At 63.0% G+C, this 23,007-nt stretch carries 33 protein-coding genes; 19 read left to right on the top strand and 14 right to left on the bottom strand.

The window, feature by feature from the left end; translation table 11 throughout:
- Positions 1-228 precede the first annotated feature (228 nt).
- From HQL56_08215 to HQL56_08150, 14 genes are all read right to left on the bottom strand, one after another.
- A complete protein-coding gene (locus tag HQL56_08215; GenBank protein ID MBF0309496.1) occupies positions 229-777 on the bottom strand; it encodes a hypothetical protein in 549 nt (182 codons plus the stop codon).
- 15 nt (positions 778-792) lie between these two features.
- Positions 793-1,242, bottom strand: coding sequence for a hypothetical protein (locus HQL56_08210; protein MBF0309495.1), 450 nt, complete (start codon positions 1,240-1,242; stop codon positions 793-795).
- Between the two features lie 67 nt (positions 1,243-1,309).
- Positions 1,310-1,522, bottom strand: coding sequence for a hypothetical protein (locus HQL56_08205; protein ID MBF0309494.1), 213 nt, complete (start codon positions 1,520-1,522; stop codon positions 1,310-1,312).
- Positions 1,523-1,533: 11 nt separating this feature from the next.
- Positions 1,534-2,184, bottom strand: coding sequence for a hypothetical protein (locus HQL56_08200; protein MBF0309493.1), 651 nt, complete (start codon positions 2,182-2,184; stop codon positions 1,534-1,536).
- Entirely contained in the window at positions 2,168-2,554 is a 387-nt protein-coding gene (locus HQL56_08195; GenBank protein MBF0309492.1) for a transcriptional regulator, read from the bottom strand. The genes HQL56_08200 and HQL56_08195 overlap by 17 nt, the downstream gene beginning before the upstream one ends.
- A complete protein-coding gene (locus HQL56_08190; protein ID MBF0309491.1) occupies positions 2,551-2,973 on the bottom strand; it encodes a regulatory protein GemA in 423 nt (140 codons plus the stop codon). Before HQL56_08190 ends, HQL56_08195 begins: the two co-directional genes overlap by 4 nt.
- 101 nt (positions 2,974-3,074) lie before the next feature.
- Positions 3,075-3,587, bottom strand: coding sequence for a host-nuclease inhibitor Gam family protein (locus HQL56_08185; GenBank protein ID MBF0309490.1), 513 nt, complete (start codon positions 3,585-3,587; stop codon positions 3,075-3,077).
- 1 nt (position 3,588) lies between these two features.
- On the bottom strand, positions 3,589-3,930 hold the full coding sequence (locus tag HQL56_08180; GenBank protein MBF0309489.1) for a hypothetical protein: 342 nt from the start codon (positions 3,928-3,930) through the stop codon (positions 3,589-3,591).
- Positions 3,931-3,939: 9 nt separating this feature from the next.
- On the bottom strand, positions 3,940-5,076 hold the full coding sequence (locus HQL56_08175; GenBank protein MBF0309488.1) for an AAA family ATPase: 1,137 nt from the start codon (positions 5,074-5,076) through the stop codon (positions 3,940-3,942).
- Entirely contained in the window at positions 5,077-6,822 is a 1,746-nt protein-coding gene (locus HQL56_08170; GenBank protein ID MBF0309487.1) for a DDE-type integrase/transposase/recombinase, read from the bottom strand.
- Entirely contained in the window at positions 6,815-7,216 is a 402-nt protein-coding gene (locus HQL56_08165; protein MBF0309486.1) for a hypothetical protein, read from the bottom strand. Before HQL56_08165 ends, HQL56_08170 begins: the two co-directional genes overlap by 8 nt.
- Positions 7,213-8,163 carry a hypothetical protein gene (locus tag HQL56_08160; GenBank protein MBF0309485.1) on the bottom strand — a complete coding sequence of 317 codons (951 nt, stop codon included), beginning with the start codon at positions 8,161-8,163 and terminating at the stop codon, positions 7,213-7,215. The genes HQL56_08165 and HQL56_08160 overlap by 4 nt, the downstream gene beginning before the upstream one ends.
- 1 nt (position 8,164) lies before the next feature.
- Positions 8,165-8,479 carry a helix-turn-helix domain-containing protein gene (locus HQL56_08155; GenBank protein ID MBF0309484.1) on the bottom strand — a complete coding sequence of 105 codons (315 nt, stop codon included), beginning with the start codon at positions 8,477-8,479 and terminating at the stop codon, positions 8,165-8,167.
- Positions 8,480-8,567: 88 nt separating this feature from the next.
- On the bottom strand, positions 8,568-8,759 hold the full coding sequence (locus HQL56_08150; GenBank protein MBF0309483.1) for a DNA-binding protein: 192 nt from the start codon (positions 8,757-8,759) through the stop codon (positions 8,568-8,570).
- A 64-nt stretch (positions 8,760-8,823) separates the two neighbouring features.
- Here HQL56_08150 and HQL56_08145 point away from each other — a divergent pair, with 64 nt between their 5' ends.
- From HQL56_08145 to HQL56_08055, 19 genes are all read left to right on the top strand, one after another.
- The gene (locus HQL56_08145) at positions 8,824-9,345 is read left to right on the top strand and encodes a helix-turn-helix transcriptional regulator (protein MBF0309482.1); all 522 of its coding nucleotides are present in this window, start codon (positions 8,824-8,826) and stop codon (positions 9,343-9,345) included.
- 54 nt (positions 9,346-9,399) lie between these two features.
- On the top strand, positions 9,400-9,720 hold the full coding sequence (locus tag HQL56_08140; GenBank protein MBF0309481.1) for a hypothetical protein: 321 nt from the start codon (positions 9,400-9,402) through the stop codon (positions 9,718-9,720).
- A 53-nt stretch (positions 9,721-9,773) separates the two neighbouring features.
- The gene (locus HQL56_08135) at positions 9,774-10,379 is read left to right on the top strand and encodes a hypothetical protein (GenBank protein ID MBF0309480.1); all 606 of its coding nucleotides are present in this window, start codon (positions 9,774-9,776) and stop codon (positions 10,377-10,379) included.
- A 109-nt stretch (positions 10,380-10,488) separates the two neighbouring features.
- The gene (locus HQL56_08130) at positions 10,489-10,920 is read left to right on the top strand and encodes an endonuclease domain-containing protein (protein ID MBF0309479.1); all 432 of its coding nucleotides are present in this window, start codon (positions 10,489-10,491) and stop codon (positions 10,918-10,920) included.
- 292 nt (positions 10,921-11,212) lie between these two features.
- Positions 11,213-11,698 (top strand): lysozyme, encoded by a 486-nt coding sequence (locus HQL56_08125; GenBank protein MBF0309478.1) that lies wholly within the window; start codon positions 11,213-11,215, stop codon positions 11,696-11,698.
- A gap of 11 nt (positions 11,699-11,709) precedes the next feature.
- Entirely contained in the window at positions 11,710-12,042 is a 333-nt protein-coding gene (locus HQL56_08120) for a DUF2730 family protein (protein ID MBF0309477.1), read from the top strand.
- Positions 12,042-12,338 carry an ArsR family transcriptional regulator gene (locus HQL56_08115; GenBank protein MBF0309476.1) on the top strand — a complete coding sequence of 99 codons (297 nt, stop codon included), beginning with the start codon at positions 12,042-12,044 and terminating at the stop codon, positions 12,336-12,338. The genes HQL56_08120 and HQL56_08115 overlap by 1 nt, the downstream gene beginning before the upstream one ends.
- 1 nt (position 12,339) lies before the next feature.
- Positions 12,340-12,858 (top strand): DUF3486 family protein, encoded by a 519-nt coding sequence (locus HQL56_08110; GenBank protein ID MBF0309475.1) that lies wholly within the window; start codon positions 12,340-12,342, stop codon positions 12,856-12,858.
- A complete protein-coding gene (locus HQL56_08105) occupies positions 12,855-14,435 on the top strand; it encodes a hypothetical protein (GenBank protein MBF0309474.1) in 1,581 nt (526 codons plus the stop codon). The genes HQL56_08110 and HQL56_08105 overlap by 4 nt, the downstream gene beginning before the upstream one ends.
- Positions 14,432-15,904 (top strand): DUF935 family protein, encoded by a 1,473-nt coding sequence (locus HQL56_08100; protein MBF0309473.1) that lies wholly within the window; start codon positions 14,432-14,434, stop codon positions 15,902-15,904. Before HQL56_08105 ends, HQL56_08100 begins: the two co-directional genes overlap by 4 nt.
- The gene (locus HQL56_08095) at positions 15,897-17,216 is read left to right on the top strand and encodes a minor capsid protein (protein MBF0309472.1); all 1,320 of its coding nucleotides are present in this window, start codon (positions 15,897-15,899) and stop codon (positions 17,214-17,216) included. The genes HQL56_08100 and HQL56_08095 overlap by 8 nt, the downstream gene beginning before the upstream one ends.
- 102 nt (positions 17,217-17,318) lie before the next feature.
- The gene (locus HQL56_08090) at positions 17,319-17,780 is read left to right on the top strand and encodes a phage virion morphogenesis protein (protein ID MBF0309471.1); all 462 of its coding nucleotides are present in this window, start codon (positions 17,319-17,321) and stop codon (positions 17,778-17,780) included.
- Between the two features lie 236 nt (positions 17,781-18,016).
- Positions 18,017-18,964: a peptidase gene (locus tag HQL56_08085; GenBank protein ID MBF0309470.1), complete on the top strand. Its 948-nt coding sequence runs from the start codon at positions 18,017-18,019 to the stop codon at positions 18,962-18,964.
- Positions 18,961-19,350, top strand: coding sequence for a DUF2190 family protein (locus HQL56_08080; protein ID MBF0309469.1), 390 nt, complete (start codon positions 18,961-18,963; stop codon positions 19,348-19,350). The genes HQL56_08085 and HQL56_08080 overlap by 4 nt, the downstream gene beginning before the upstream one ends.
- On the top strand, positions 19,347-20,279 hold the full coding sequence (locus tag HQL56_08075; GenBank protein ID MBF0309468.1) for a major capsid protein: 933 nt from the start codon (positions 19,347-19,349) through the stop codon (positions 20,277-20,279). Before HQL56_08080 ends, HQL56_08075 begins: the two co-directional genes overlap by 4 nt.
- A 150-nt stretch (positions 20,280-20,429) precedes the next feature.
- Positions 20,430-20,600, top strand: a complete 171-nt coding sequence (locus HQL56_08070; protein MBF0309467.1) for a hypothetical protein — start codon at positions 20,430-20,432, stop codon at positions 20,598-20,600.
- Positions 20,600-21,103 (top strand): DUF1320 family protein, encoded by a 504-nt coding sequence (locus HQL56_08065; protein ID MBF0309466.1) that lies wholly within the window; start codon positions 20,600-20,602, stop codon positions 21,101-21,103. Before HQL56_08070 ends, HQL56_08065 begins: the two co-directional genes overlap by 1 nt.
- Positions 21,103-22,782 carry a collagen-like protein gene (locus HQL56_08060; protein MBF0309465.1) on the top strand — a complete coding sequence of 560 codons (1,680 nt, stop codon included), beginning with the start codon at positions 21,103-21,105 and terminating at the stop codon, positions 22,780-22,782. The genes HQL56_08065 and HQL56_08060 overlap by 1 nt, the downstream gene beginning before the upstream one ends.
- A gap of 6 nt (positions 22,783-22,788) precedes the next feature.
- Positions 22,789-22,995, top strand: a complete 207-nt coding sequence (locus tag HQL56_08055; protein MBF0309464.1) for a hypothetical protein — start codon at positions 22,789-22,791, stop codon at positions 22,993-22,995.
- The last annotated feature ends 12 nt before the right edge of the window (positions 22,996-23,007 follow it).

Here is a 23,007-nt window from a genome sequence, read left to right as displayed (position 1 = left end):
GCATCCAGATCTTGGCAGCGTACCCTTTGGCCATTTAGATCAGCCAAGAGAGAGGTAGCTTTTTCGGAGAGGAAGGAGTTGTTCAGGATGTCTTCGGCGGTGATATTCATTTTAAATTCTCCACCCCTGATTCCGCGAGGTGCCGGTGGCGGCTTTCCGCCCTGTTGAAAGGATTAAAACATTTTCCGAAACTAGTTGCAAATAAAAAATGAGGGTGACGCATTTTTTTCAGCCTGCGAAATACAGCGTTCTTTCGTTGGACACGACCCGGAATACGATCCGCCACACGGACGGGGTGGTCTCGGAGTTGGCGGGTGTACTGTGGAGCGTGCTGAGGAAATACAACAAAAAATCATTTTTGCTTTCAAAGCCTTCTGCCGTGGCGTCTGCCTCGGTTATCTCCAGCAGTGATTGCTGCTGGAGATCCTCAATCTCGATCGTGAGCCGTGAGGCGTAGCGCGGGCAAAACCGGGCAGGTAGAACCGGGCGCTTGTAGGGCCATGCTACGCCGGATCCTTCGCAAATCACCCTCTCGCCGTCGGCGGTATAGCTCATGACGCCGATGCGTGTGCGCCTATCGGCGATGCGCAGCTCCTCCTTGACCCACAACCGGTCTCCCGGTTGTCCGTAACGACACGTCGGGGCGTCAAGCCGGAAACGGCCATTGCCTCCATCGACAATCGGCTTGTCTGCGTCCGAGACCAGGCGTCTGGTCTGGGTCTTGCAGCCCGCCAAGATGGCCCTGATCATCGGGGGGCCAAACGATATCGCACGCATCACTCGTACTCCCTCTCAAAAGGGCGCTGGTCTTGGGCAGGTTGCGACCATCGGCACCGCCTCCGAGCACCTCCCGGACGATTGCAACGTCACGACTCCTTCAATTAAGATCCCCCTCTTGGAGCAACCGCTGAGGATACCAGGAGTATCGCTGGTGTAGAGGTCTGTGCCGCTCCGGGTGCGGGGGGCGATTTTCACCCTGAGGTTTACACCTCCCGCGACGACCAGCCAGCCGTACTCGTCGACGGCAATGGCCGTCTGGGCAAACCCGACGGACCAACAATCATAAGCCATCGTATGGGCGAGTGGTGCCGCCCGGAATGCCGCGTCGAATCCCACCGCCTGATAGGCGGAGATCGAGACCATGGGGGCGTGGACATATATCGCCCTGGTGCCGTTTGTGTCGCAAACTGTTGTCCCGAGGGGGAAGTCCTGCTCTATAGTCGCCTTGGATATGTCGAACATGCCGAATCCTTCTATGCTGAAAGAATGTATCCGTTTTGCTACCTCGCCTTAATCATCGAATACTCACTCACTCCAGAACCCCCTGGAAATCCTGATTCGGCCTGAACATCTCACACTTCCCTCCGGCGACCACGATGGATGGCCTTCCGGTTTTCGTCGCGTGATCGGCACGCAGGCAGACTGTCCGCCCCAGGTGATTTTTGTGGCCGTCAATACAGCGCCTGCACTTCTTCTCGGTGTTGTTCGTGCCGGTGTAGTGGTGCGTATTTCGCCAGTTCATCGCTGCCCCTCCTATTGATCCCCGGAGATCTCCCTGGCCCTGGCCAGGATCTCCCGGAGGTGTGTTTCGGCTGCGCCATCCGCCACGGCCTGTTGTATCTCTGCGAACAGGCGCTCCATGGCGGGGGTATTGTTTACGCCACCCCTGGATGTAAGGGCGATGCGAGTGGCCCTGATCATCCGTTTGCCGATCTCGCGTATTGCCCAATGCTCTTCGGCGGGCTCCGGGGGAGCGGCATGCGCTCCCGTGCGGGCCTGCTCTTCCCGGCGGCGCTCCCGGTCGGCGGCGGCCTGCTCGGCCAGGCCGTAAGCCACCCGGATCAGATAGCCGTGGGAGGTCAGGGGCAGGTTCAGGGAGGCCCGTTGCGCCAGCATGGTCTCCATGGCCCGGCTCCACATCTCCGGGGGGCAAGGCAGCGGCGTGCCGTGGCCCGCTTGTGCGGCGCCGGTGGCCACCAGCTCCCCGATCTCGCGGAGGATGGCCGTGCGGCGGCTCCAGGCTTGTGCCCTTTTTCGGGGACGCCACAGCCCGAGATAGAGCAGAGACTGGCCGCGCACCGCGTCCGGGAGCCCCACGAAAGCCGCGACGAAGGTCAGTGCCTGGGCATCGGTCAAAAAAGCGGCCATATCGCCGACGAAGCCGCACTCAGGGCAGGTCAGCATCGTCCGTCTCCAGGCCGGGAATGGGTCTTTGCCGTTGTTTGCGGCGGTACTCCTGGACCCGTTTGATGACCTCGTAAACCCATTGCACGGAGAGGTTGTACCGTTTGGCCAGCTCGTGATGTTTCCAGCCATCGCTCCATGCGGCGTAGATCTCCTCGTCGCGTTTTGATAGCGCGAACAGGGTATCCTTGGGGATATAGATCTGTTGCCCCCCGAAGTGGCTGGCCAGCCGCTGCGCCAGATGCCCGCCGATTTGATCGGCCTGTTGCTCGTCGATGCCCGCTGTCCGCAGGAGGTCGGCGGCGATGTCCGCGACATCCTGCAAAACGGCCCGCATCTGGCGGCGGGTGGGCGCTTCCGGGGCGCTCATGGCTTGGCTCTCTCCTTCCAGGCCTTGAGCCGCTCGATGACGTGGGACTTTTGGCTCACGTCAAGCCATTTGATATGCTCGACCCGAGTCTCTCTTTTTATGAAGGCGTTGAGCGCGGCCTCGTCGGGGTTGTGCACGATGCCCAGCCGGTGCATCTCGCGCCACAAGGCCCAGATTTTGCCGGTCTGCGGATCGGCAGGTTGGGGCGGCGACGGCTGTTTCCCGACCACCGTGAAACCCCGGTTTTTGAAATGGCCGATGACCCGCTCCATCTGCTCCACCGACATCTCCGATGTCGATCGTTTGCCGGTATTGTTGAACAACGCCTCCCGATAGGTGGCATCATCCAGCCCCAACTCCCGTTTAGCGACGTGAATCAGTCTGATCAGGCGGTTGCGGTCCGTGGCGGTGGCCGTCATCGATCATCCTCCCGCGATCCAGTGCAAAGCGGCGATGTAGAGGAGTCCGGCGCAAGCGCCGGATAAAGCCAGCACGGAGAGGGGCACGCGCCGCGAAAGGATCATGCCGCCCCCTCCACCTCTTCTTTTTTGACCTCGACGAAAAAGATTTCCTTCTGCTCTCGTTGGGCTCCGACCAGGGTCAGTCGCTCATCGGGCCACGTGCCCAGTATCTCTTTGTTCACCTGTTCCGTTTTGTTGATAGCCGTGGTAAGCGCGAGTTCCTTCAGTTTCCCGAGGATCATTTTCCAGGTCGTTCTTGAGGTGGCAGGCACGATGGATGTCGACCAGCGGTAGCCGAAATCCCCGAAGGGCAGGCTGACGCTGCGCCGATCCTTGAAAAGGTCGCGGTTGCGGTCGGCGTAGAGCTGGAGTCCTTTCTGCAGCGCCTCCAGCCGTTTGCGGTCCGTGTCGGTGATTGTGGCGATGCGCTTTTTGATGGCATCGATGGAGCTGTTTTGCCGGGCCTCCGCAAGGCCGAGGCGGCGTTGGATTTCAGCCATCTCCCGCAGCGCCTCGCTGGCGTGGTCGAGATCGGCGATGTAGGCGGTGTCAGTGGTTTTTTTGCTGGCCATGTCAGGCTCCGAAGCGGGGGTAGTGGTTATCGTGCCAATAGGTCGGCATCTCCTGGTCGATCCTGGTGCAGATCCGGCGGCCAAACTGCCGGACCAGGCCCGAGGTCAGCGGCTTCTGGAGCAGGCGCATCATTTGGGTCATGCTGATCTCCCGCTCCATGCGGTCGAGGATCTCCGGGGCGGTCAAAGAGCAGCCCGCATCCTTGAGAACGCGCACGATTTCGCTCTGAAGCTCTTCCTCCCTAAGAGCCAGGCGACGTGCGCGGATGTGGCGTTTCCAGCGTTGCACCAACGGATTCCCCATCAGGAGGCGATACCACCATTTGGTTTCGATGAGGTGCATTTCAATCTCCTACTGCCGGGCTTCCCGGATGGCGCGTTTAATGATGTCCCCGGTCACTTTCGAGGAGCCGATGCCAGCCGCCAGATTCATTGCGGCGGTCAGCAGATTGTTGACCGCCAGCGGATGCACCCGGCTGCCGTTGTGGCTGTCGGTGAGGCAATCGGCGATGGCCGGCATGGCGTCCGGGGCGAAAATCGCCTCCGTTTTGGCGCCAATCCGGTCCAACTTGAAGGCCACATAAGCCGGCAGATGCTCGCCGAGAGGCGGCAGCGTGATGGGGGTGATGCGTTGCACCACCTCCCGCACTTCCGCCGAGCGTTGCGAGAGCTTGGTCAGCAGCTCCGGCTGCCCGACCAGGATGATGCCCAGCCATTTCCGGAAGCCTCGCCCGATCTCGGCGAAGCGTTTGAGATGCTTGAGGGTGGCGAGGCTCAGGGAGTGGGCCTCCTCGATGATCAGCACGTGGGAGTATCCTCCCTGCACGCTGTCTTGCAGCAGCTTGCCGATTTGGCGGGTTTTGGCCTCGATGCCCCCTTTGGGGGTGTGGCCGGGAAAGGCCGACACGATGGACGCCGCCACGGCGTCCGCCTTGACCACCCGCCCCCGGCTGTTGTCCTCCTCCATGCCCAGGATCGACGGCTCGATGATGATGACCGGCTCCTCGGCCAGACGCTCCAGCAAGAGGGTGCGCAGCGTGGTCTTGCCCGAGCCGCTCTCGCCGATCACCGCGAGCATGCCGCCACGCTTGGCGGTCTGCATCATCTCCTCGCTGATGTACCGGTGCTCGGGCGAGAAAAACACATCCTCCGGCCCGTTGAGATCGTCCCGGAACGGATCCTTGCGCAGTTTGAAGGTCCGGAGGGTCTCCGGGTGCAGCCTTTGATGCCGCAGGTACATGTCATCCTCCTTTTGGGGGGGTTGTTTGGTGGAACCATCGACCCGCTCGAAAGCGGTGCGAATCTGTTCGGGGGTTGCCCCCTGGTCGGCCAGATAGTCCCGGATGCGGGCGGCCAGCTGATCCCGCCGTTTTGGCCAGATGCCGTGGTTGCCGATCTGGGCCACGCTGGGCTCGGACAAGCCCAGCGCCGCCCCGAAAGCCGCCTGGGAGATGTCCAGCTCCTTTAATGCGATCTTGAGGTGCAACATCTATCGTCCTCCCGCCACCAGGCGCAGCGCGGGCCGCCCGGCAAACTCGTTGACAAGATCCTCCAAAACCCCTTCCGGCACGCCGTCCGGAAAGCGGCCTGAAATCGACTCGAACTCCTCCCCGGAAAGGTTCCGCCCCAGCCGCTCCCGCAGCCGGATGGCGGCATCGACCACGGAGAGGGGTGCGGCCTCGCGGGCCGGGGTGGCGAGATGAAGGGGGGTACCTTTTTTGGGCAGCCACTCCGGCGCCGTGTAGGCCTCCACATCGGCAAAGGCGTTGATGGCCCCGTCGTAGGCGGGCGCGCCCTTGCGACGCCGCTTGTCGGCCTCTTTGGGATCGGTGGTGCCGTAGGCCTGGGCGTTAAGCAGCTTGCGCATCTGATCCGCTGCCGTTTCCGGCAGGGCTTTGTATTCTTCCCCGATAACCGCCGCCCCCTCGAAAAACCCGACCTCGTTTTTGACCAGGTGTTCGACGGTGAGCCACTGTTCCGGGTCGGAATGCGGAACCAGCACATCCACCTGCGGGGCGCGGTAGGGGTTGACCCGCACCAGCAGCTTTTCGCCGACCATCACCCCCGGAACGTGGCGCACGTCGTAGCTGTAACGGGGGAAGCCCTTGACCTTGAAGGAAATGGTCAGGTCCCCGCCAACCTTGCGGGCCTCCGGCTTGCTGGTCAGCATCTCCTTGAGCATCTCCAGGCCGGGGGCGAGGCGTAACTGCGCGGCGGTGATGCCCATCCAGACCGTGTAACGGGGCTGCCCGTGGCGGGTGTGGATGGCGCTGCCGTTGAAGGCGATACTCCACTGCCGGGCCAGGAAATTCAGGTGGCCCAGATTGCGGATCGTGCCGAAGGGAAAGCGAGCCTCGAACTCGTATTCAACGACCCGCTGCATGACCTCGACGGCACCCTTGGCGCGAGGATTGCCGGGGGTGTGGACCAGGGCTTCACAGGCTAAATTCTTCAATAAATTCAAAAAGGCATGGGAGATATTGGCCGATCCGGCATCCATGCTCAGCAGCAGCGGCACCCCGTGAAAAGGGTCACCCGGACGGAGCTGGATGGCGTTGATGAAGACCTCGGTCAGCGACTCCTGGGACTCGCCTCCGAGGCGATACTCCAGATAAAACGCTCCGGAGTAGTGGTCCACCGCCAACCAGCGGTTGAGGCGCTGTTTGCCGATGGACTCGATGTTTTGCGGCTTGTTCTTGTAGAAAACATCCTCGTTCATGACCTCCAATCCGGCGTCGGCCATGTAGAAAAGCACGGACAGCGAGGCGTCGATGGCCCAGACGTGGTTGGGGTGCAGGGATTGTTGATGACTGTGGGGCGTGGCCTGGGTCAGCAGGGCGGGATGCAGTCCCCGCCGCCGCAACTGGCGGGAGATGGTGGAAGCGGAAACGCCCACCTCGCCGCCGTTGGCGGCCACCAATTTGGCCGCCCCCCGGATGGAGAGCATCTGCCGGGTTCCGCCGTTGCCCGCGCCCCGCCGGGAGATGAAGGCAAGACCTGCGATCTGTTGCAACGCCTCGTCGGAGATGGCGGTTTGCCCTTTGTCGGAGCGGGTTTTGCGCCCCGCCCCGGTCTCATAACCCACCCGATCCTTGAGCCAGATATGCACCGTGGCGGCGGCGCAGCCCAGCTTGGCGGCGGCGTCGGCGATGACGCGCCCCTTGCCGCGCCAGGGTGCGGCGGCGTGGGCCTCGGCGGTGGCCATGAGGATTTCCAGGGTGGCGGCGTCAGCCATTTTCAAGCTCCTTGACCTTGTCCCGGCAATGCTCGCGGTAGTCGGAGGCGGCCTGTAAGGCCTCTTTTTCGTTGGAGTAGTATCCCTGTTGGTTACAACCCGGTAGATAGATGATGCCGAAGAGGCCACACACCGGCAGCCAGCCGCCCCGCGAGGCAGGGCTGGGCGACTCCCACTTGGCGCTGATGCCGGCGTCAGCGAACCAGCGCATGTTATCCAGCAGCACGGCTCGGGTTTGAGCCTCCGGAGTCCCTTCCGGCGCGGGGGGAGAACCAACGGAAGCCCTCACCCCCGGCCCCTCTCCCATCGGGAGAGGGGAGGAAGGCCGTGCAGCCGTAGCCCCTCTCCCTCCGGGAGAGGGGTTGGGGTGAGGGAATACCAGGTCGCCGCTCACGGTCCATCTTCCTTGGCCGCCCGCAGCCATTCCGGCTCGACCATGGCCTGGAAATCGATCTCCAGACCGTGGTTGGAGGCTATTTCGGCGATGGTCTTGAAGGCCCAGGAGGCGGTGTTATTGCAGAGATCCATGGCCGATCCGGATTGGCAATGGAGGCGGAAATTGGCTATCGCTTCGGAGAACGTGTTGACTTGGTGTATCAATGCGCTCGTCGAATGCTCCAGTTCCCACCGCAGATGGCGTTCGTCTTCGCGACGTTTCGCCTCCCTGGCATCCGGCTCGATGGCGGTGGCCTTGGCCAGCTTGAGCTCCAGCTCCGTTTTTTCCTTGGTGCGCTTTTCAATCACCCGGTCTTTTGCTTCAAGATCGGCGGCCTGTTCCTTCTCCTTCCGGGCGGCGGCCTCTTTCTCCTGCTGGTGTTTGGAGGCCATCTCCTGCAACAGGTCGATCACCTGGTCACGGCTATCCGTGGCCATGGCCTGTTTGATGATCTCCTGATCCTGGGCCGGCAGGGCCTTCAGGGCGGTGTAGTCGCGGGCCTTGAAACCGATCTGCTCGGCCTGCTCGTACATCTCGGAGCCGAGAAAATAGAGGGTGTCGGCAAGCTGCACGCATCGGCGGTAGCCGCGTCCGAGAAAGGCCTGGCAGAACTCCTCCAAATGTGAAACACGTTTCACATTCCCTTCGGAGTCCCGATAAGGCAACCCCATGTATTTCTTAGATTTTCTGATCTGGTCGAAGGTCTGTGCGATGGCCACATCTGAAACACGTTTCACAAATTCGAGGCCTTCGATCCGGCCAACCGCCTGGAATACCTCCTGCGATTCGATAATCATCGCATCGGCGGAAACCATCACGTCATGGGCTTCAACGGCGGCGGGCAGGCCGGGAGCCTCGTCAAGCGTAACGGTGACAGGGGTCTGTTTGGGCGGGCGTCCAGCCATATCAGTTCTCCTGGCGAGGGGTTGTCAGGCGTTGAAGGGTTTGTTCCAGGGCGTTTTGCGCCTCGCCGATCTGCCGCATAATGGAGATCCCGATGCGGGCGAAGCGAACGGACAGGCGGAACCGCCCCGTTTCGGGGAGGATCTCGACGAACCCCTTTTTGATCAGGGTTTGCAGATGCCTGCCGACCGTGACCGCGTCGAGGCCACTACTGCGAACGATATCGCCGGAGGTCAGTCCGTGGGCGAAATGCCCGATCAACAGCTCCAAAATATCCAGCGTCTTCTCCGAGGCCTGGATGGTGGTTGGTGGCGCCATTTTTACCCTCCGATAAAGCGGCACGCTCCCTGCATTGCAGAACCAGATGCCGCTTTTTTCTGGTACGGGGAGATGTTGCATGATAATTTTATGCGGCCATGCGCTGCTGGGCCTTGAGCCCCATGGCCACGGCGATGTCGTGGCCCTTGCCGAAATGGCCCTTGATGTTGCCGTTGAGCACCCGGCTGGCGTGGATAGGGTCGTACCCATGCTCAATTGCCCACTTTTTGAGCGTTTTGCCCTGATTTTTCAGGCTTTGCTTGAACTGTTGAGGGGTCACGTCAGGCCTCCTTGCTGGTTGGTTTGATACGTCATTTGTGTGTGCTTAGTACGTGGTTGATTGTATGTGGCGTTTCGCCACATGTCAAACGGAAAAATGTGGCGAAATGTCAGATATTGGTGATCGGTTAAAGGAAGAGCGGATACGACTCGGGCTGACCCAGGCGGACCTTGGGGTCCGGTGCGGCGTGTCGCGTGATGCCCAGACAAGTTACGAATCGGGGCGGCGAGACATGGGGACTGGTTATTTGGCGGCCATCGCCGAAGTCGGCGCAGATGTGTCCTACATCCTGACCGGGGTTCGCAGCGCCAAAAGGGGGTCGGTTGCATCGGAGGATAGCCTGGGGGAATTCCCCGAGATCGATGCGGAATACGTCCTGCGGGTACTGCATGCGCTGGAGCTGTACATCAAGAAGGAGAGGTTGAGCGTTGATCCGGAGAAAAAGGCCTTGTTGGTGCGGTTGATGTGCCGGGTGCTCGCCAAACAGAGTCGGGCCGAAGGGGCGATTAAAAGCGCATCGGCGGCCATGAAGATCGATCCGCAAGACCTTGCCCCGTATCTGGATGCGATGCTGTTGGCTAAATAAAGCCGATAAACCCTCCTACGGTCACTTCGGACCGGACCAATTGGAGGGTTGCAGATGAGTCACAACGAGGAGTTGAGCCGCATAGAGGGTATTTTGGGGGCAGGTCGGCGTAAACGGGGCCTTGTGTTGGTGGTTGTATTGGCCCTTTGTGCCGGTTTTTCCGGGGCCTGGTGGTGGATGGACCGGGAAAGCCTCATTAACCACGATGAAAAGGAGGAGCTTCAAGCCCTGGCAGCCAAGGCGGCGGTATCGAGCGGTCGCACGCCGCAGGCGGTGTGGATCGCCGCGAAGCGTGACCTGGGCGTGGCCCGCATCGAGGAGATCCGCCGCAAACAGATGGACATGGCGCGACAGGCTCTGCTGCGTCAACGGTAGTCAACACCCCGTCCGCTGCGGCGGACGGGGTCTCCGCTAACAAGGTGGATACGATGGATCAGACCCAAGAGGAGCCGTCAGAGGTCAAGTTCGAACGGTCGGCGCATCGGCTTCCTTGCCGTCATTGCGGGGAGGAAGTCCCTATCGGCTACGATTGGAAATGCGAAGCCTGCGGTAACATCGCCCCTTTCGGCTGGAGCGTGGCGGTGTTGGGCAAGGTGGCGGTGCGTGTGACGGTGATGGCGCTGGTGTTGTGGGGAGGCTTCCGGCTGTTTTTCGGGAGCGGGCCATCCGATGTTGCGCAGGAAGCCACCTCACCTGCCACGACAACATGCCCCATGCCTGACCCGGTACCGCGAGACGCCAGTCTGGCTCCAGCGGATTACGACATCAATACCATGACCTCCTATGCGGTGATTCTGGGGAGGGCCTCAGCCTGCGGAGTCTACACCGACGATGCCAAGGCCAGGGTGCTGGTCTGGATGGCTGGGCGTTTTCCAAAAGCCAATCCGGCAAGTAAAGCCCACGAGTTGATTTTTCACGAAGGGGTTCATATGCATACACGCCTGCAAGCATCCGGCAAAAGTCCGGATAGCTGCCAGAACGTGATCAAGGTCTACAATAACATGACCCGCGAATGTCGCTGGGGAACGCAATAATTTCCCAGCCCGGATTTTTCCTCTCCCGGCGGAAAAGGAGAGGAAATCCGTAGCCCCTCTCCCTCCGGGAGAGGGGTTGGGGTGAGGGAATATGGGGTGAGGAGATTGTATGGGCAACTTCCGACGCAACGCTCCCGCACCTCCCGAACTACTTGAATTTGCACGTCGGCTACGAAAAAACAGCACGGATGCCGAAATCCTGTTGTGGCGGCTGCTACGTGGACGGCAAATCGCGGAAGTGAAATTCCGCCGTCAATACCCCATCCCTCCCTATGTACTCGACTTCTATTGCCATGAATTGCATCTGGCTATTGAACTCGATGGTGGACAGCACCTTGAACGCCAGCAACACGATCTTTCGCGAGAGGCCTTTCTTAAAGAACGGGGAGTTCGCATTCTTCGCTATTGGAACAACCAACTGCTCCAGGAAACCGAGGCTGTTCTGGAGGCGATCTATCGGGAAGTGATGAGTCTCAAGGCTGACTCCATCTCCTTTCAGACCCTCACCCCCAACCCCTCTCCCGGAGGGAGAGGGGAGTGAATCCGTCTCCAGCTTCCGTAGCCCCTCTCCCATCGGGAGAGGGGAGTGAATCCGTCTCCAGCTTCCGTAGCCCCTCTCCCATCGGGAGAGGGGTTGGGGTGAGGGGAATGTTCCGAAGCTCCCGAGTGTCCCGAAGATCCCTCACCCCGGCCCCTCTCCCGGAGGGAGAGGGGAGTAAATCGGTAGCCCTTCCGATCCCCCCCTTTTTTTTCATCCCCTTTAAAAGACTCCCGGCTCCCGTTGCGCCATTGTTGGGGCGTGACGAACACCCACCCCGACACGGGAGCCGACCATGCCAACGCCTGTCAATCAAGCCACCTTCTATCTGATCAAGCATTTCGAGAGCTTTCGGGGCAAGGCCTACCGCTGCCCGGCGGGGGTCTGGACCATCGGCTGGGGCCATACCGGTGACGTGGAGGAGGGTCAGTGCATCGACCGGGATGAAGCAGGCTTCCTGCTTTTGACCGATGTACAAAAAACCGCTGACGCCATCGAGCCCCTGATTCTGTTCGAACTCAACGAGAACCAGTTCGGCGCGCTGGTTAGTTTCGCTTTCAATGCGGGCCTCGGCAATTTCCGCAACTCCACTCTGCTGCGCCGTCTCAATCAGGGCGACCTCGCCGCCGTGCCGGGTCAGCTCAAACGTTGGGTTTTCATCACCAATCCCGTCACCAGACAGAAAGAGGTCTCCAACGGTCTGCTGCGCCGCCGTGAGGCGGAAGCGGCTTTGTGGCAGACCGAGCCCGGCGAACTCATGCCGCAGACGGCGGAAGAGTAAGGCCCGCCCTCATGGACGAGATCCTTAAATATTGGGAGTTTCTTTACGCCATCGTCACCACCTTTGTCGGATGGGTGGCGTGGAGTATCCGCAAGCAGATGGTCTCCCGGCAGGAGTTCGAGGAGGCACGGGCCGATCTGGTGGGCAAGGTGGCCACCATCGACAGCCGGGTGGTGCGCCTGGAGGCCGAGTCGGATCAGGTCAAGGAGCTTTCCGGCAAGGTCGAGAAGCTATCCGATAAGTTTGCCGAGCTGGGCGGGGATGTCCGCGAGATGAAGGGCACGGTGAAAGTAGTCGCGGACCAAATCAACTTAATATACCGCGCTCATATTGGAGAGGGTTGATGGGAAAAAGCCTGAAGCAGCTTGCCGCCGAAGAGCGCCGCCTGCGCCTGTTGCAGGCTTTGAAGGAGTGTCCGGCCTACAAGGCCACCCTTGACCTGTTGCATGCCTTTCTGGCCGGCACCGCCCTGGGCTGCTCCCAGGAGGTGTTGCTTGCGGAGCTGGGCTGGATGGAGGAGCAAGGTCTGGTGGAGCTGGACAACACCGACGGCGTGATCCTGGCCAAACTGTTGCAGCGGGGCCGGGACGTGGCGGACGGGTTGACCCTGTTGACGGGCGTCGCCCGTCCGGCGCCCTGACATGGGCCGCCGATCCGCCGTGGTGGGTCTGCCCGTGACGGTGCGCAAGTGGCTGGATGCGGCGCTGATCGAGGGCAACTTTACCGGGTACGCCGCCCTCGAAAGGGAGCTTGAGGCACGCGGTTGCACCGTCAGCCGATCCGCCCTGCACCGCTACGGGCAGGAGTTCGAGCGGCGGCTGGCGGCGCTTAAGCTCTCGACCGAACAGGCCCGCGCGGTGGTGGAGGCCCTGCCGGACGAGGAGAACAATCTGTCGGAAGCCCTGGTGCGTCTGGTGCAGCAAAAGGCCTTCGGCATGTTATTGAAGATAGAAGAAGACCCGAAAACCAGCTTCGGGACCTTGGGCAAAATCGCCGTGGAAGCGGCGGGAGCCTCGACGAATTTGAAAAAGTACCGTACCGAAATCAGGACCCGCGCGACCCAGGCGGCGCAGGAAGTCGCCTCCGAGGCCAAGGCCGCGGGCCTGTCCGAACAGGCGGTGGAGGAGATCCGCAAGAAGATCCTGGGAATCTCCGCGTGAGCACCCGGAGCAGCGCGACTGCCAAGAGTGCCGATGCGAGCGCCAGGAGGACCACGAGTCCCGAGAGCGCCCCTCCACCGCCTGTCTTACTCCCCTACCAGCAACGCTGGTGCGCCGATCCCGCCTCGGTCAAGGTGATCGAGAAATCCCGCCGCGTCGGCCTCTCCTGGGCCGAGGCGGGGGACTCGGCGCTGCTGGCCGCCTCCCAAAAGGGCATGGATGTCTGGTACGTCGGCTATAACAAGGAGATGGCCCAGGAGTTCGTCCGCGACTGCGGCGAATGGTCCAAACACTACCAGCTCGCCGTTTCCGCCATCGAGGAAGAACACATCCTCCAGGATGGGGACGAAAAGTCCATCCTGGCCTACGTCATCCGCTACGCCTCCGGCTACCGCGTCACCGCACTCTCTTCCCGCCCGTCGAATCTGCGTGGCAAGCAGGGCCGTATCATCATCGACGAGGCGGCGTTTCACGACGACCTGCCGGAGCTGCTCAAGGCAGCCTTGGCCTTTCTGATGTGGGGCGGGCAGGTGCATGTCATCAGCACCCACAACGGCGTGGACAACGCCTTTGCCGAGCTGGTCGGCGACATCCGCGCGGGCAAGCGGCCCTACAGCCTGCACCGCGTCACCCTGGACGATGCCCTGGCGGACGGGCTTTACCGGCGCATCGCCCTGGTCACGGGCAAGGTCTGGTCGCAAGAGGCGGAAACCTCCTGGCGGGAAGAGCTGATGCGCTCCTACGGCGACGCTGCCGAGGAGGAGCTGAACTGCATCCCGCAGGGCGGGGGCGGCAAGTTCCTCTCCCGCGCCCTGATCGAGCAACGCATGTCTGCGCAAACCCCCGTGTTGCGGCTGTCGCGAGACGACGCCTTCGGGACCTGGCCGGAGCATATCCGGCAGGCGGATATCCGGGAGTGGTGCGAGGCCAATCTGCTGCCTCTGCTGTTGGCCCTTCCCGCCGGGTCACGGGCCTTTTTCGGCATGGACTTCGGGCGGTCCGGCGACCTGAGCGTAATGGCGCCGCTGATCCAGGGGCAGGACCTGACCCGCCGCCCGCCGTTCCTGGTCGAGCTGCGCAACATCCCCTTCCACCAGCAACGCGACATCCTGTTTTATCTGGCCGACCGACTGCCCGGCCTGTTGGGGGGTGCGCTGGATGCGCGGGGCAACGGGCAATATCTGGCCGAGGTGGCGGTGCAGCGTTACGGCAGCCGGGTGCAGGCGGTGATGCTCACGGAGGGTTGGTACCGTGAGCAGATGCCGCCCTTCAAGGCAGCGTTGGAGGACGGCACGCTGGCCGATCTGCCGCGCGATGCCGATATCCTGGACGATTTGCGGGCGCTGGAGATGGTCAAAGGTGTGGCCCGTCTCACCGACAGCCGCCAGACCGGCCAGGACCAGGGCAAGCGCCACGGTGACGCGGCCATCGCCCTGGCTTTGGCCTTTTACGCCTCCCGCAATCCGGGAGTCGATATCGGCTTCGAGGCGGTGGGGCAGCGGCCTCTGGCCGGGGAGGCGCGATACAGCGACACCGGTTTCGGTGCGGTCCGTATTGAGAGAAGGGGGTATCGGTGAGCGACAAGCCGGAATTGCAGGAGATTGCCTCCGTAAAGGGGGGCCGGGACATCACGCGGGGTTATGTGGATGCCCTGCCGATCCTGCCTCCCACCGATCCGGTACTGGCCGCCCGAGGCGGCAACCTCGCCATTTACGACGAGGTGCTGCAGGATGACATGGTCAAATCCTGCCTGGAGCAACGCGCTCTGGCCCTCACGGCCACGGGGTGGCGGGTTGTTCCCGGCGCGGAGGATCGGGCCAGCCACAAGGCTGCCGATTTCCTCAAGGCGACGCTGGAGCGGCTCGATCTGGACGGCATCACCAAAAAGATGCTGACGGCGGTCTTTTACGGCTACGCCGTCGCCGAGTGCCTGTGGGCCTCCGATGGTGGACTGATCACCCTCGACAGGATCAAGGTGCGCAAGCAGCGCCGCTTCGCCTTCGCCCCGGACGGCTCCCTTAAACTGTTGACCACCTCCAACCCCATGGGAGAGCCCCTCCCGGAGCGCAAGTTCTGGCGCTTCGCCTGCGGAGCCGATGACGACGACGAGCCCTACGGACGCGGACTGGCCAGTTGGCTTTATTGGCCGGTCTTTTTCAAGCGGGGCGGCATCCAGGCCTGGACCGCGTTTTTGGATAAATTCGCCCAGCCGACCGTGGTTGGCGAGTTTCCGCCGGGCACCAGCGAGGAGGAGAAGCGCAGGCTGCTGGAGGCCATCGCCGCCGTGCAGTCCCAGGCGGGCATCCGTATTCCGCAGGGCATGGTGATCCGGCTGCTGGAGGCCTCCCGCTCCGGAAGGGCCGACTACGGCGATTTGCCGCAGCTGATGAACGCGGCCATCGCCCGCGTCATCCTCACGCAAACCATGACCACATCGGACGGCAGCAGCCTGTCCCAGGCCCAGGTGCATGCCGACATGCTCAACGCCGTGGTCATGGCGGACGGCAATCTGATCAGCAACAGCTTCAACAACCAGGTGGCCGCTTGGCTCACGGCATGGAATTTTCCCAACGCCACCCCGCCCCGGTTGGTTTTCGTCACCGACAAACCGGAAGACCTGACCATACGCGCCGCCCGTGAAAAAACCATTGCCGAGATGACGGGCCTGAAGCCCACGCAAAAGCACATCGAGGCGACCTACGGCGGGGAGTGGGAGCCCAAAGCACCCGCCGCACCGACGGAAAAGCGTGCGATTGCCGACGCTCCCAAAGAGTCCTCTTTCGCCGAACCCCAAACCTACCCCGATCAGGAGGCCCTTGACGCCCTGGACCCCGCCAAAGCTTTGCAAGGAGCAGCCAAGACCCTGTTGCAACCGCTGCTCGACAAGATCCAAGGCGGGGCCATGTCGGAGGATATCTGGCTGTGGCTGGGCGAGGCCTATCCTTTGTTGGACGATGCGGCGCTGACGGAGCTGCTCGACAGAGCCCTCTTCACCGCCGAGACCTGGGGCCGCATCAGCGCCCAGAGGGAAGCCCTCGATGAGTGATCTGGGCTACGCCGTCAAGCTGCCTCCGGAAGAGGCCATCAAGTATTTTGAGCAAAAGGGCTACGCCATCACCTGGGGCTGGCGGGACATGAAACCGGAGCATCACGCCAGGGCTTTCACGGTGGCCAAGGGGGACAGTCTGGAGATCCTAGAAACCCTCCGGCAGGGGCTGACCAAAGCCCTGGCCGAAGGCCGGACGGAGCGGGATTTCGCCAGGGAGGCCACTCCCCTGTTGCAAAAAGCCGGGTGGTGGGGGCGTCAACTACGCCAAGACCCGACCGGGGTCGAAAAGCTGGTGCAGCTTGGCAGCCCGCAGCGGCTGGAGCTGATCTACCGCACCAACCTGCAAACCGCCTACATGGCGGGCCGCTACAAGCAGATGGTGGAGATGGCCCCGGATCGGCCCTATTGGCAGTATGTGGCGGTGATGGACTCGAAGACTCGCGCCGGCCACCGGGCTCTGCACGGGCGGGTTTTGCGTTGGGATGATCCGATCTGGAAAACAATCTACCCCCCCAACGGCTTCCGCTGCCGCTGCCGGGTGCGGGCCTTGTCCCAGGCGGCGCTGGAGCGCCAAGGGCTCCGGGTGGACTCCTCCGAGGGCCACACCTACCCGGTGGAGCGGGTGGTCGGGACCGGCGAGATGGAGACTGTCACCGGGATCAAGCTGCCGGGCATGGATGCCGGTTTCGTGCCGGATCATCGCTGGGATTACAACCCCGGCGAGGCCTGGGCGCGGTGGGACCCAAACGGCCATCTGCCGGATTGTCCAGGCGAGGGACTGGATTTCGCCGAGGGCAGGCCTTGCTTGAAGATGCAGCCGGGACAAAAGACCTGGAAGGATTACAACCGGCCCGATCTGCGGCAGGTGGGGGATGCATTGCGATTGCCTCCTCCTGAATTGCTGCGAAAAGGGGAGAGTGCGGAAGAGGCTTTGCGGATCGTCCAGACAGCTCTTGGCGTGAGTCTCGCCCAACCCATGCGGGTCGTCGAGACCCCGGTGGATCCGGTGGTGATTCGTGCCGAGTGGCTGCCGCATCTGGTAGCCAAGCGCGACCAGTTCCGGGAGCGCTATGGCAATTATCTCGTTCCGACGCTGGAGAGCCCTTTCGAGGTCTGGCTGACGGCCTATGAAGACGGCCTGAGAAGGCGTTTCATCGGCCTGTTCCGGGATTCACGGGATCTGCTGATAGTGGCGCGGGAGAATCGGGACGGCAGTTTGCTGTGGAACGCGATCCGCATGCAAGACGACGATTTGAACAATCAGCGGACCGGCTTGTTGCTTTGGAGCAAGAAAGGGACCGGGGGTTAGGTGCGCCGACAGGCTCGGGGCCGTCGGCACAAGGCTTCGGGGTTATCACGCCCGGTCGCTACCCGAAGCCCGCCCCGGTCAAAAACAAGGATAGCCCGAACCATGATCGAAATCAATATCGATGAAGCCCCCGTCCTGGCCCTGTTGGACAGGTTGACCGTCAAGGGCAGCGACATGTCCGGGGCCTTCATGGCCATTGCCGGGGTAATGCTGGATGCGGTGGAGGAGAATTTCGAGCAGGAGGGGCGGCCTCCTTGGCCGCAGAATGAGAAAAACGGAAAGAAGCTTGCCGATTCGACCATCGCGCAGCGCGAGAAAAAAGGCCACTGGCCGGGCAAGGTCCTCCAGGTGTCCGGTCAGCTTGCCGCCTCCGTCACGGCAAGCTATGGCCCTTTTGCCGCCATCGTCGGCACCAACAAGATCTACGCCGCCATCCACCAGTTTGGTGGGCAGGCCGGACGTGGCCACAAAGTCACCATCCCCGCCCGACCCTTCCTACGCCTTGGAGAGGACGATGTGGAGGATGTGCTGGCCATCATCAACCGCTATCTCCTCGCGCCCTGATTATGTCAAAAAAGGCCCTTTTGCGGCCCTTCTTCCCCCCTGGCCTTGTCGTGGCCTGTCCAAAGCCGCAAACAGCGGCAAAGCGCCTTTAAAAAGGTTTCTAAAGGCGCTCCCGACTTCCGCCCGAGCCGCCGCCTCGCAAGATTCTCCATCTCACCCCGTTTTTTTCATGCGCTTTAAAAGACGCGAGGCCCCCGAGCCCGAATAATGGGGCCATGAACGCGACCAAACACCCCATCAAACCCATCGTCATCTTCCGCCCCGGTCAGCATACGGACCAGGGCGGCGCAACCCTGACCTTCACGGAGGGGGATCTCTCGGCCTGCGTCGCGGCCTACGATCCCGCCACCCACGAAGCTCCTCTGGTTGTGGGCCACCCCCAAAGCAATCACCCGGCCTACGGCTGGGTCGAGGGGCTCTCCCTGGAGGGGGGGCGGCTGCTGGCCCATCCCCGGCAGGTTGACCCTGCCTTCGCGGAGATGGTCAACGCGGGGCGCTTCAAAAAGGTCAGCGCCTCTTTCTACACCCCCAAAAGCCCCATCAACCCCAAGCCCGGCACCCTCTATCTGCGTCACGTGGGCTTTCTTGGAGCCCAACCCCCCGCCATCAAGGGTTTGGGGGATGCCTCGTTTGCCGATGGCGATGAGGGCGTGGTTACGCTGATTTTCTCCGAACCCCAACCCGAGGATCCCATCATGCCTGACCCGACCCAACCCGATCCGCAGGCCGCCGCCATCGCGGAGCGGGAAAAAGCCCTGGCCGCCAAAGAGGCGGCCTTTGCCGAGCGAGAGAGCAAGCTCAAGGAGGCAGAAGCCACCGCCCGGAAGCAGGCCGCGGCCTCCTTTGCCGAAGGCCTGGCCAAGGATGGCCGTCTGCTGCCCCGCCACAAGGAAGGGGTGGTCGCCTTCCTGGAGTCGCTGCCCGCCGAGGGCACGATCTCCTTCGCCGAAGACGGCAAGCCCGTCAGCAAGCCGTCTGCGGAATGGTTCCGGGACTTTTTGGGCGATTTGCCCGTACAGGTCCATTACGGCGAGTTCGCCGGGCCGGACAAAGCACCGCCTTCGAAGGCTGACCCGGCAGCCCTCGCCGCCGCAGCGCAGGCCTGGCAGTTCGCCGAGGAGCAGGCCGGGCGCAGCGTCACCATTGTCGAGGCGGTGCAGCATGTGATGGGGGGTGCGCAATGAGCAATCCGACTTTGGTCAAGTCGATGCAGGCGGGCGGGGCCATTGCCGTTGGCCGCATCTGCTGTTTCGGGGCATCGGATGGCGTGGTTGTACAGGCCACCGCCGCGACGGACGCCCTGATCGGCGTGTGCCACAGCCTGTCCGCCGAGACGGGCGGACGGGTGGACGTGATGCTGGCCGGTGTCGCCGAGGTTGCCCTGGGCGGCAGCGTCACGCGGGGCGGCCCCGTCACCTCCGATGCCAACGGCAAGGGGGTCGCCGCCAGCCCCGGCAACGCGCTCAATGTCCGCATCATCGGCTTCGCCCTCGAATCGGGGGTCGCCGATGAGATGATCTCTCTTCTCTTGCAGCCCGGTATGATCCAGGGCCAAGGAGCCCCCGCATGACCCAACCCGTTTCTCCGTTCCCCGTTCAGCCTGAGCTTACCGCCATCGCCATCGGTTTCCGCAACCGGCGGCTGGTGGCCGATCAGGTCATGCCCCGCGTGGTCGTGGGCAAGACGGTTTTCAAGTGGACCCTGTTCAACCTGGTCGACGGGTTTACCGTGCCCGACACCAAGGTGGGACGTACCTCCCAGCCCAACCAGGTGGAGATGGGCGGCAGCGAGCAGACGGGCGCCACCGAGGACTTCGGCCTTGAAGATCCCATTCCGTTGAGCGACATCGAGCAGGCCCCTCCGGGCCGCAATCTGCAGATGGATGCGGCCCAGTGGCTGACCAATCTGGTGTTGCTGGATCGGGAGATCCGGGTGGCGGGCAAGGTCTTCAACACCGCCAACTACGCCGCAGCCAACATCAAGGATCTGGCCGCCGGCGAGAAATTCTCCAATGCCGACTCCGACCCCCTGACCCTTCTGACCGATGCGATGGACGCCATGATCATGCGCCCCAACGTCATGGTTATCGGGCGCAAAGCCTTCTCGGCCCTGGCCCGCCACCCCAAGATCGTCAAGGCCTACCACGGCAATGACGGTGGCTCGGGCATCGTCCCGGCCAAATTCATCGCCGACCAGTTCGAGTTGGAGGAGCTGGTTGTCGGCGAGGCCATCCTCAACACGGCCAAAAAGGGCAAAACCCCGGTCCTGGCCCGAGCCTGGGGCAATCACTGTGCCCTGCATTACCGTGAGATCGCCGCTGGTCAGGGTAAGGGGCCGACCTGGGGCTACACGGCGCAATACGGCAGCCGGGTTTCCGGGTCGATCAAGGACGACAACATCGGCCTGCGCGGTGGCGTCAAGGTGCGGGTCGGTGAGTCCGTGGCCGAGGTGGTCAGCGCGCCGGATCTGGGCTATCTGCTGCAAAACTGCATCGCGTAAGAGGGCTGCGGCCTTTCTCCCCTCTCCCTCCGGGAGAGGGGCCGGGGGTGAGGGGTTTGTGGGGAAGATGTCCTCGGGACACTCCCCTCACCCCAACCCCTCTCCCGAAGGGCGAGGGGCTACGGCCTTACAGATACGAAGGGGATTGCCATGAACTTCCTGCTCGCCAGGCTAAAAGAACCCACCACCTGGATCTCCCTCGGCCTTGCCGCCAAGGAACTGATGGGTGGCGGCTACGGGCAGGGGGCTGAGGAGATCCTGAAATATCTGGTCCTGATTGGCATGCTGCTGGGCGCCATCATGAAGGAAAGGGCCTCCTGATGTACGTCACCCCCGCGAATCTCCTGGAGATGTACGGCGCCGCCGAAATGGCGGGCATCTCCCGGCCCGACGACATCGCCGCCGACATCCGGGTGACGGGCGAGCTGCTGCGGGTCACGGCCTCGGCAGGGGACCGGTCGGCGTGGAGCGCCGAGGAGCGGGAGGCGGCGGATCGCTGTCTGGCCCGCATCGAGGCGGCCATCGGGCAGGCCTCGATGCGGATCGACAGCCACCTTTCCCGGCGGTACGTCTTGCCGCTTTCCGCCGGGATGGTGGCCGCCAACCCCCTCAAACAAATCTGCGGGGATCTGGTCCGCTGGATGCTGGACGACGACACCGTGCAGGATGCCACCAAGGCCCGGTATCAGGACGCGCTGCGTTGGCTTGATCAGGTGCAGCGGGGAGAGGCGCTCCTCGCCCCCGAGACAACCTCTCCCTCCGGCGGCGCCGGGGGGATCGCCACGATCCCCGGCGCTACCTTCTTTCGGGCGGGGGGTTTCTGATGGGGGACTACTTCGCCCTGGAAGCTCTGATCAAAGGCCGCCTCCAGGCAGCCAATATCCAGGGCCTCGCCGGCATCCGCTCGGCGCGGGATCTTGCTGCGCTGGCCGAGGGTCGGGTGGACGATGCTGCTGTCTATGTCCTTTTCGACGGGGAGAGTGTCCCGGCGGACGAAGAGAGTCGCGCCGAGCGGGGGGCGAAACAGATTTTGACGCAACGCTGGCTGGTGATCCTGGCCACCAAAAACTACAGCTCCCCCAGGGAGGGTGACCGGGTCCGCGCCGGGGTGATTGTGGCGCAAATCAACGAGGCCTTGCAGGGGTGGGTTCCCGGCACGGGCTGCGGACCGCTGCTCAAAGCCACCTCCCCCCAGCCGAACTATATCGAAAAGATCACCCTCTACGGCCTGCGCTACACCTGCGAGGTGATGGTCAGCGGCCTGGGCGGTGGGCAGAGCGGGGCCACCGTCTGGCCGGTGGCCAAGGGGGATAAAGGCGATACCGGCCCTCAAGGGCTGCAAGGCCTCCAGGGCGACACCGGTCCCCAAGGCCCCGTTGGTCCGCAAGGTCCGACGGGTCCCCAGGGCGATACCGGTCCCCAAGGCTTACAAGGCCCCGCAGGACAGGATGCCGACATAACCGCCCCTTACCTGCTGTGGACCTCGGGCGGCAGCCTGCCCAATGCCCGCGTCTTGACCGCCGGAGCCGGTATCCAAATCGATACCGCCGGAGGCGGCGCAGCGATTGTCAATTACTCCATCGACATCCAGGAGTTTGCCACATCCGGCACCTGGATCAAGCCCGCAGGGGCCAAGCTGGTGGAGCTCGATCTGACCTCGGGCGGTGGCGGTGGTGGCGGTGGCGGGGTCGCTCCTGCCGGGACGCAGATTTGGGGTGCGGCGGGCGGTTTTCCGGGCATGCGGCTGCAATTCCGCAATATCCCCGCCTCCAGCCTGCCCGCCACCGTGACGGTGACCATCGGCGCGGGAGGCCTCGGGGGAGCCGCCCGCAGCACGGACGGCAACGGCAATCTGGGCGGCAAAGGTGGGGACACCTCGTTCGGCTCTTACACCGCCTTTTTTGCCGCCAACGCCGCAGAAGGCAGTTTGACCACGAGAGCGCCCTACACCGTCACCATGACCCGAACCTGGGGGCACTACTCGACGGGTGCCCTCAACGACTACATGTGGGACAAGTGCGCCGCCTTCGGGGGCGGCGGCAGCAGCTACACCACGACCAACAACCAGCCTGCCATGGCCGGAGCCGTCGGCCCCTTCAGTCCGGGCGGCGGGGCGGGCGCGACGGGGATCGACGCCGCCGGCAACGTCTCCACCGTGAGCTACCACGGCGGCAGGGGGTACGCCTTTGAAAAAGGCTCCGCGCCCACCGCCAACACCTGGGGCAGCAATGAATTTTACGGTGGCGGGGTCTCCGGGTGGGGCGGTCGCGGCGGCACCACCGCGTCGCGGGATGGCGGCAACGGCACGACCTACGGCGATGGCGGCGGGGCGGGGTGTCCCGGCAATGCCGGCGGCACCAGCAACGGCGGCAACGGCGGCAACGGGGCCTTTCCCGGAGGGGGAGGCGGCGGCGGGGCTCCGGCAAGATCCGGGGCCACCTCCGGCAAGGGCGGTGATGGCGCACCCGGCTTTTGCCGCGTCATTACATATTGTTCGGCGTAGGGGGGCATGATGGCGCGATGGGCGGTGATTAACCCGCAAGGGCTGGTGGTCAATATCGCGGAGTGGGATGGGCGGGCGGGGGAATGGGAACCGCCGGAAGGTTATTTTCTGCGCCGGATCAAAGGCACGGAAGATCCCAACATCGTCATCGGGTCGCAATACGACCCCGGCACGGAGAGCTTTATTTCGCCCCTCCAGGAGGAAACCGCATGAGCGACCAACTGA

It is taken from the genome of Magnetococcales bacterium, from assembly GCA_015231925.1.
Classification (GTDB): Bacteria; Pseudomonadota; Magnetococcia; order Magnetococcales; family JADGAQ01; genus JADGAQ01.
This window is presented reverse-complemented; position numbering and strand designations above follow the sequence as displayed.

Bases quoted from the DNA above. Each gene is read 5' to 3' on its own strand.
- HQL56_08215 (MBF0309496.1), bottom strand. From the start codon at position 777: ATGCGTGCGATATCGTTTGGCCCCCCGATGATCAGGGCCATCTTGGCG.
- HQL56_08210 (MBF0309495.1), bottom strand. From the start codon at position 1,242: ATGTTCGACATATCCAAGGCGACTATAGAGCAGGACTTCCCCCTCGGG.
- HQL56_08205 (MBF0309494.1), bottom strand. From the start codon at position 1,522: ATGAACTGGCGAAATACGCACCACTACACCGGCACGAACAACACCGAG.
- HQL56_08200 (MBF0309493.1), bottom strand. From the start codon at position 2,184: ATGCTGACCTGCCCTGAGTGCGGCTTCGTCGGCGATATGGCCGCTTTT.
- HQL56_08195 (MBF0309492.1), bottom strand. From the start codon at position 2,554: ATGAGCGCCCCGGAAGCGCCCACCCGCCGCCAGATGCGGGCCGTTTTG.
- HQL56_08190 (MBF0309491.1), bottom strand. From the start codon at position 2,973: ATGACGGCCACCGCCACGGACCGCAACCGCCTGATCAGACTGATTCAC.
- HQL56_08185 (MBF0309490.1), bottom strand. From the start codon at position 3,587: ATGGCCAGCAAAAAAACCACTGACACCGCCTACATCGCCGATCTCGAC.
- HQL56_08180 (MBF0309489.1), bottom strand. From the start codon at position 3,930: ATGCACCTCATCGAAACCAAATGGTGGTATCGCCTCCTGATGGGGAAT.
- HQL56_08175 (MBF0309488.1), bottom strand. From the start codon at position 5,076: ATGTTGCACCTCAAGATCGCATTAAAGGAGCTGGACATCTCCCAGGCG.
- HQL56_08170 (MBF0309487.1), bottom strand. From the start codon at position 6,822: ATGGCTGACGCCGCCACCCTGGAAATCCTCATGGCCACCGCCGAGGCC.
- HQL56_08160 (MBF0309485.1), bottom strand. From the start codon at position 8,163: ATGGCTGGACGCCCGCCCAAACAGACCCCTGTCACCGTTACGCTTGAC.
- HQL56_08155 (MBF0309484.1), bottom strand. From the start codon at position 8,479: ATGGCGCCACCAACCACCATCCAGGCCTCGGAGAAGACGCTGGATATT.
- HQL56_08145 (MBF0309482.1), top strand. From the start codon at position 8,824: ATGTGGCGTTTCGCCACATGTCAAACGGAAAAATGTGGCGAAATGTCA.
- HQL56_08140 (MBF0309481.1), top strand. From the start codon at position 9,400: ATGAGTCACAACGAGGAGTTGAGCCGCATAGAGGGTATTTTGGGGGCA.
- HQL56_08135 (MBF0309480.1), top strand. From the start codon at position 9,774: ATGGATCAGACCCAAGAGGAGCCGTCAGAGGTCAAGTTCGAACGGTCG.
- HQL56_08130 (MBF0309479.1), top strand. From the start codon at position 10,489: ATGGGCAACTTCCGACGCAACGCTCCCGCACCTCCCGAACTACTTGAA.
- HQL56_08125 (MBF0309478.1), top strand. From the start codon at position 11,213: ATGCCAACGCCTGTCAATCAAGCCACCTTCTATCTGATCAAGCATTTC.
- HQL56_08120 (MBF0309477.1), top strand. From the start codon at position 11,710: ATGGACGAGATCCTTAAATATTGGGAGTTTCTTTACGCCATCGTCACC.
- HQL56_08115 (MBF0309476.1), top strand. From the start codon at position 12,042: ATGGGAAAAAGCCTGAAGCAGCTTGCCGCCGAAGAGCGCCGCCTGCGC.
- HQL56_08110 (MBF0309475.1), top strand. From the start codon at position 12,340: ATGGGCCGCCGATCCGCCGTGGTGGGTCTGCCCGTGACGGTGCGCAAG.
- HQL56_08095 (MBF0309472.1), top strand. From the start codon at position 15,897: ATGAGTGATCTGGGCTACGCCGTCAAGCTGCCTCCGGAAGAGGCCATC.
- HQL56_08090 (MBF0309471.1), top strand. From the start codon at position 17,319: ATGATCGAAATCAATATCGATGAAGCCCCCGTCCTGGCCCTGTTGGAC.
- HQL56_08080 (MBF0309469.1), top strand. From the start codon at position 18,961: ATGAGCAATCCGACTTTGGTCAAGTCGATGCAGGCGGGCGGGGCCATT.
- HQL56_08075 (MBF0309468.1), top strand. From the start codon at position 19,347: ATGACCCAACCCGTTTCTCCGTTCCCCGTTCAGCCTGAGCTTACCGCC.
- HQL56_08070 (MBF0309467.1), top strand. From the start codon at position 20,430: ATGAACTTCCTGCTCGCCAGGCTAAAAGAACCCACCACCTGGATCTCC.
- HQL56_08065 (MBF0309466.1), top strand. From the start codon at position 20,600: ATGTACGTCACCCCCGCGAATCTCCTGGAGATGTACGGCGCCGCCGAA.
- HQL56_08060 (MBF0309465.1), top strand. From the start codon at position 21,103: ATGGGGGACTACTTCGCCCTGGAAGCTCTGATCAAAGGCCGCCTCCAG.
- HQL56_08055 (MBF0309464.1), top strand. From the start codon at position 22,789: ATGATGGCGCGATGGGCGGTGATTAACCCGCAAGGGCTGGTGGTCAAT.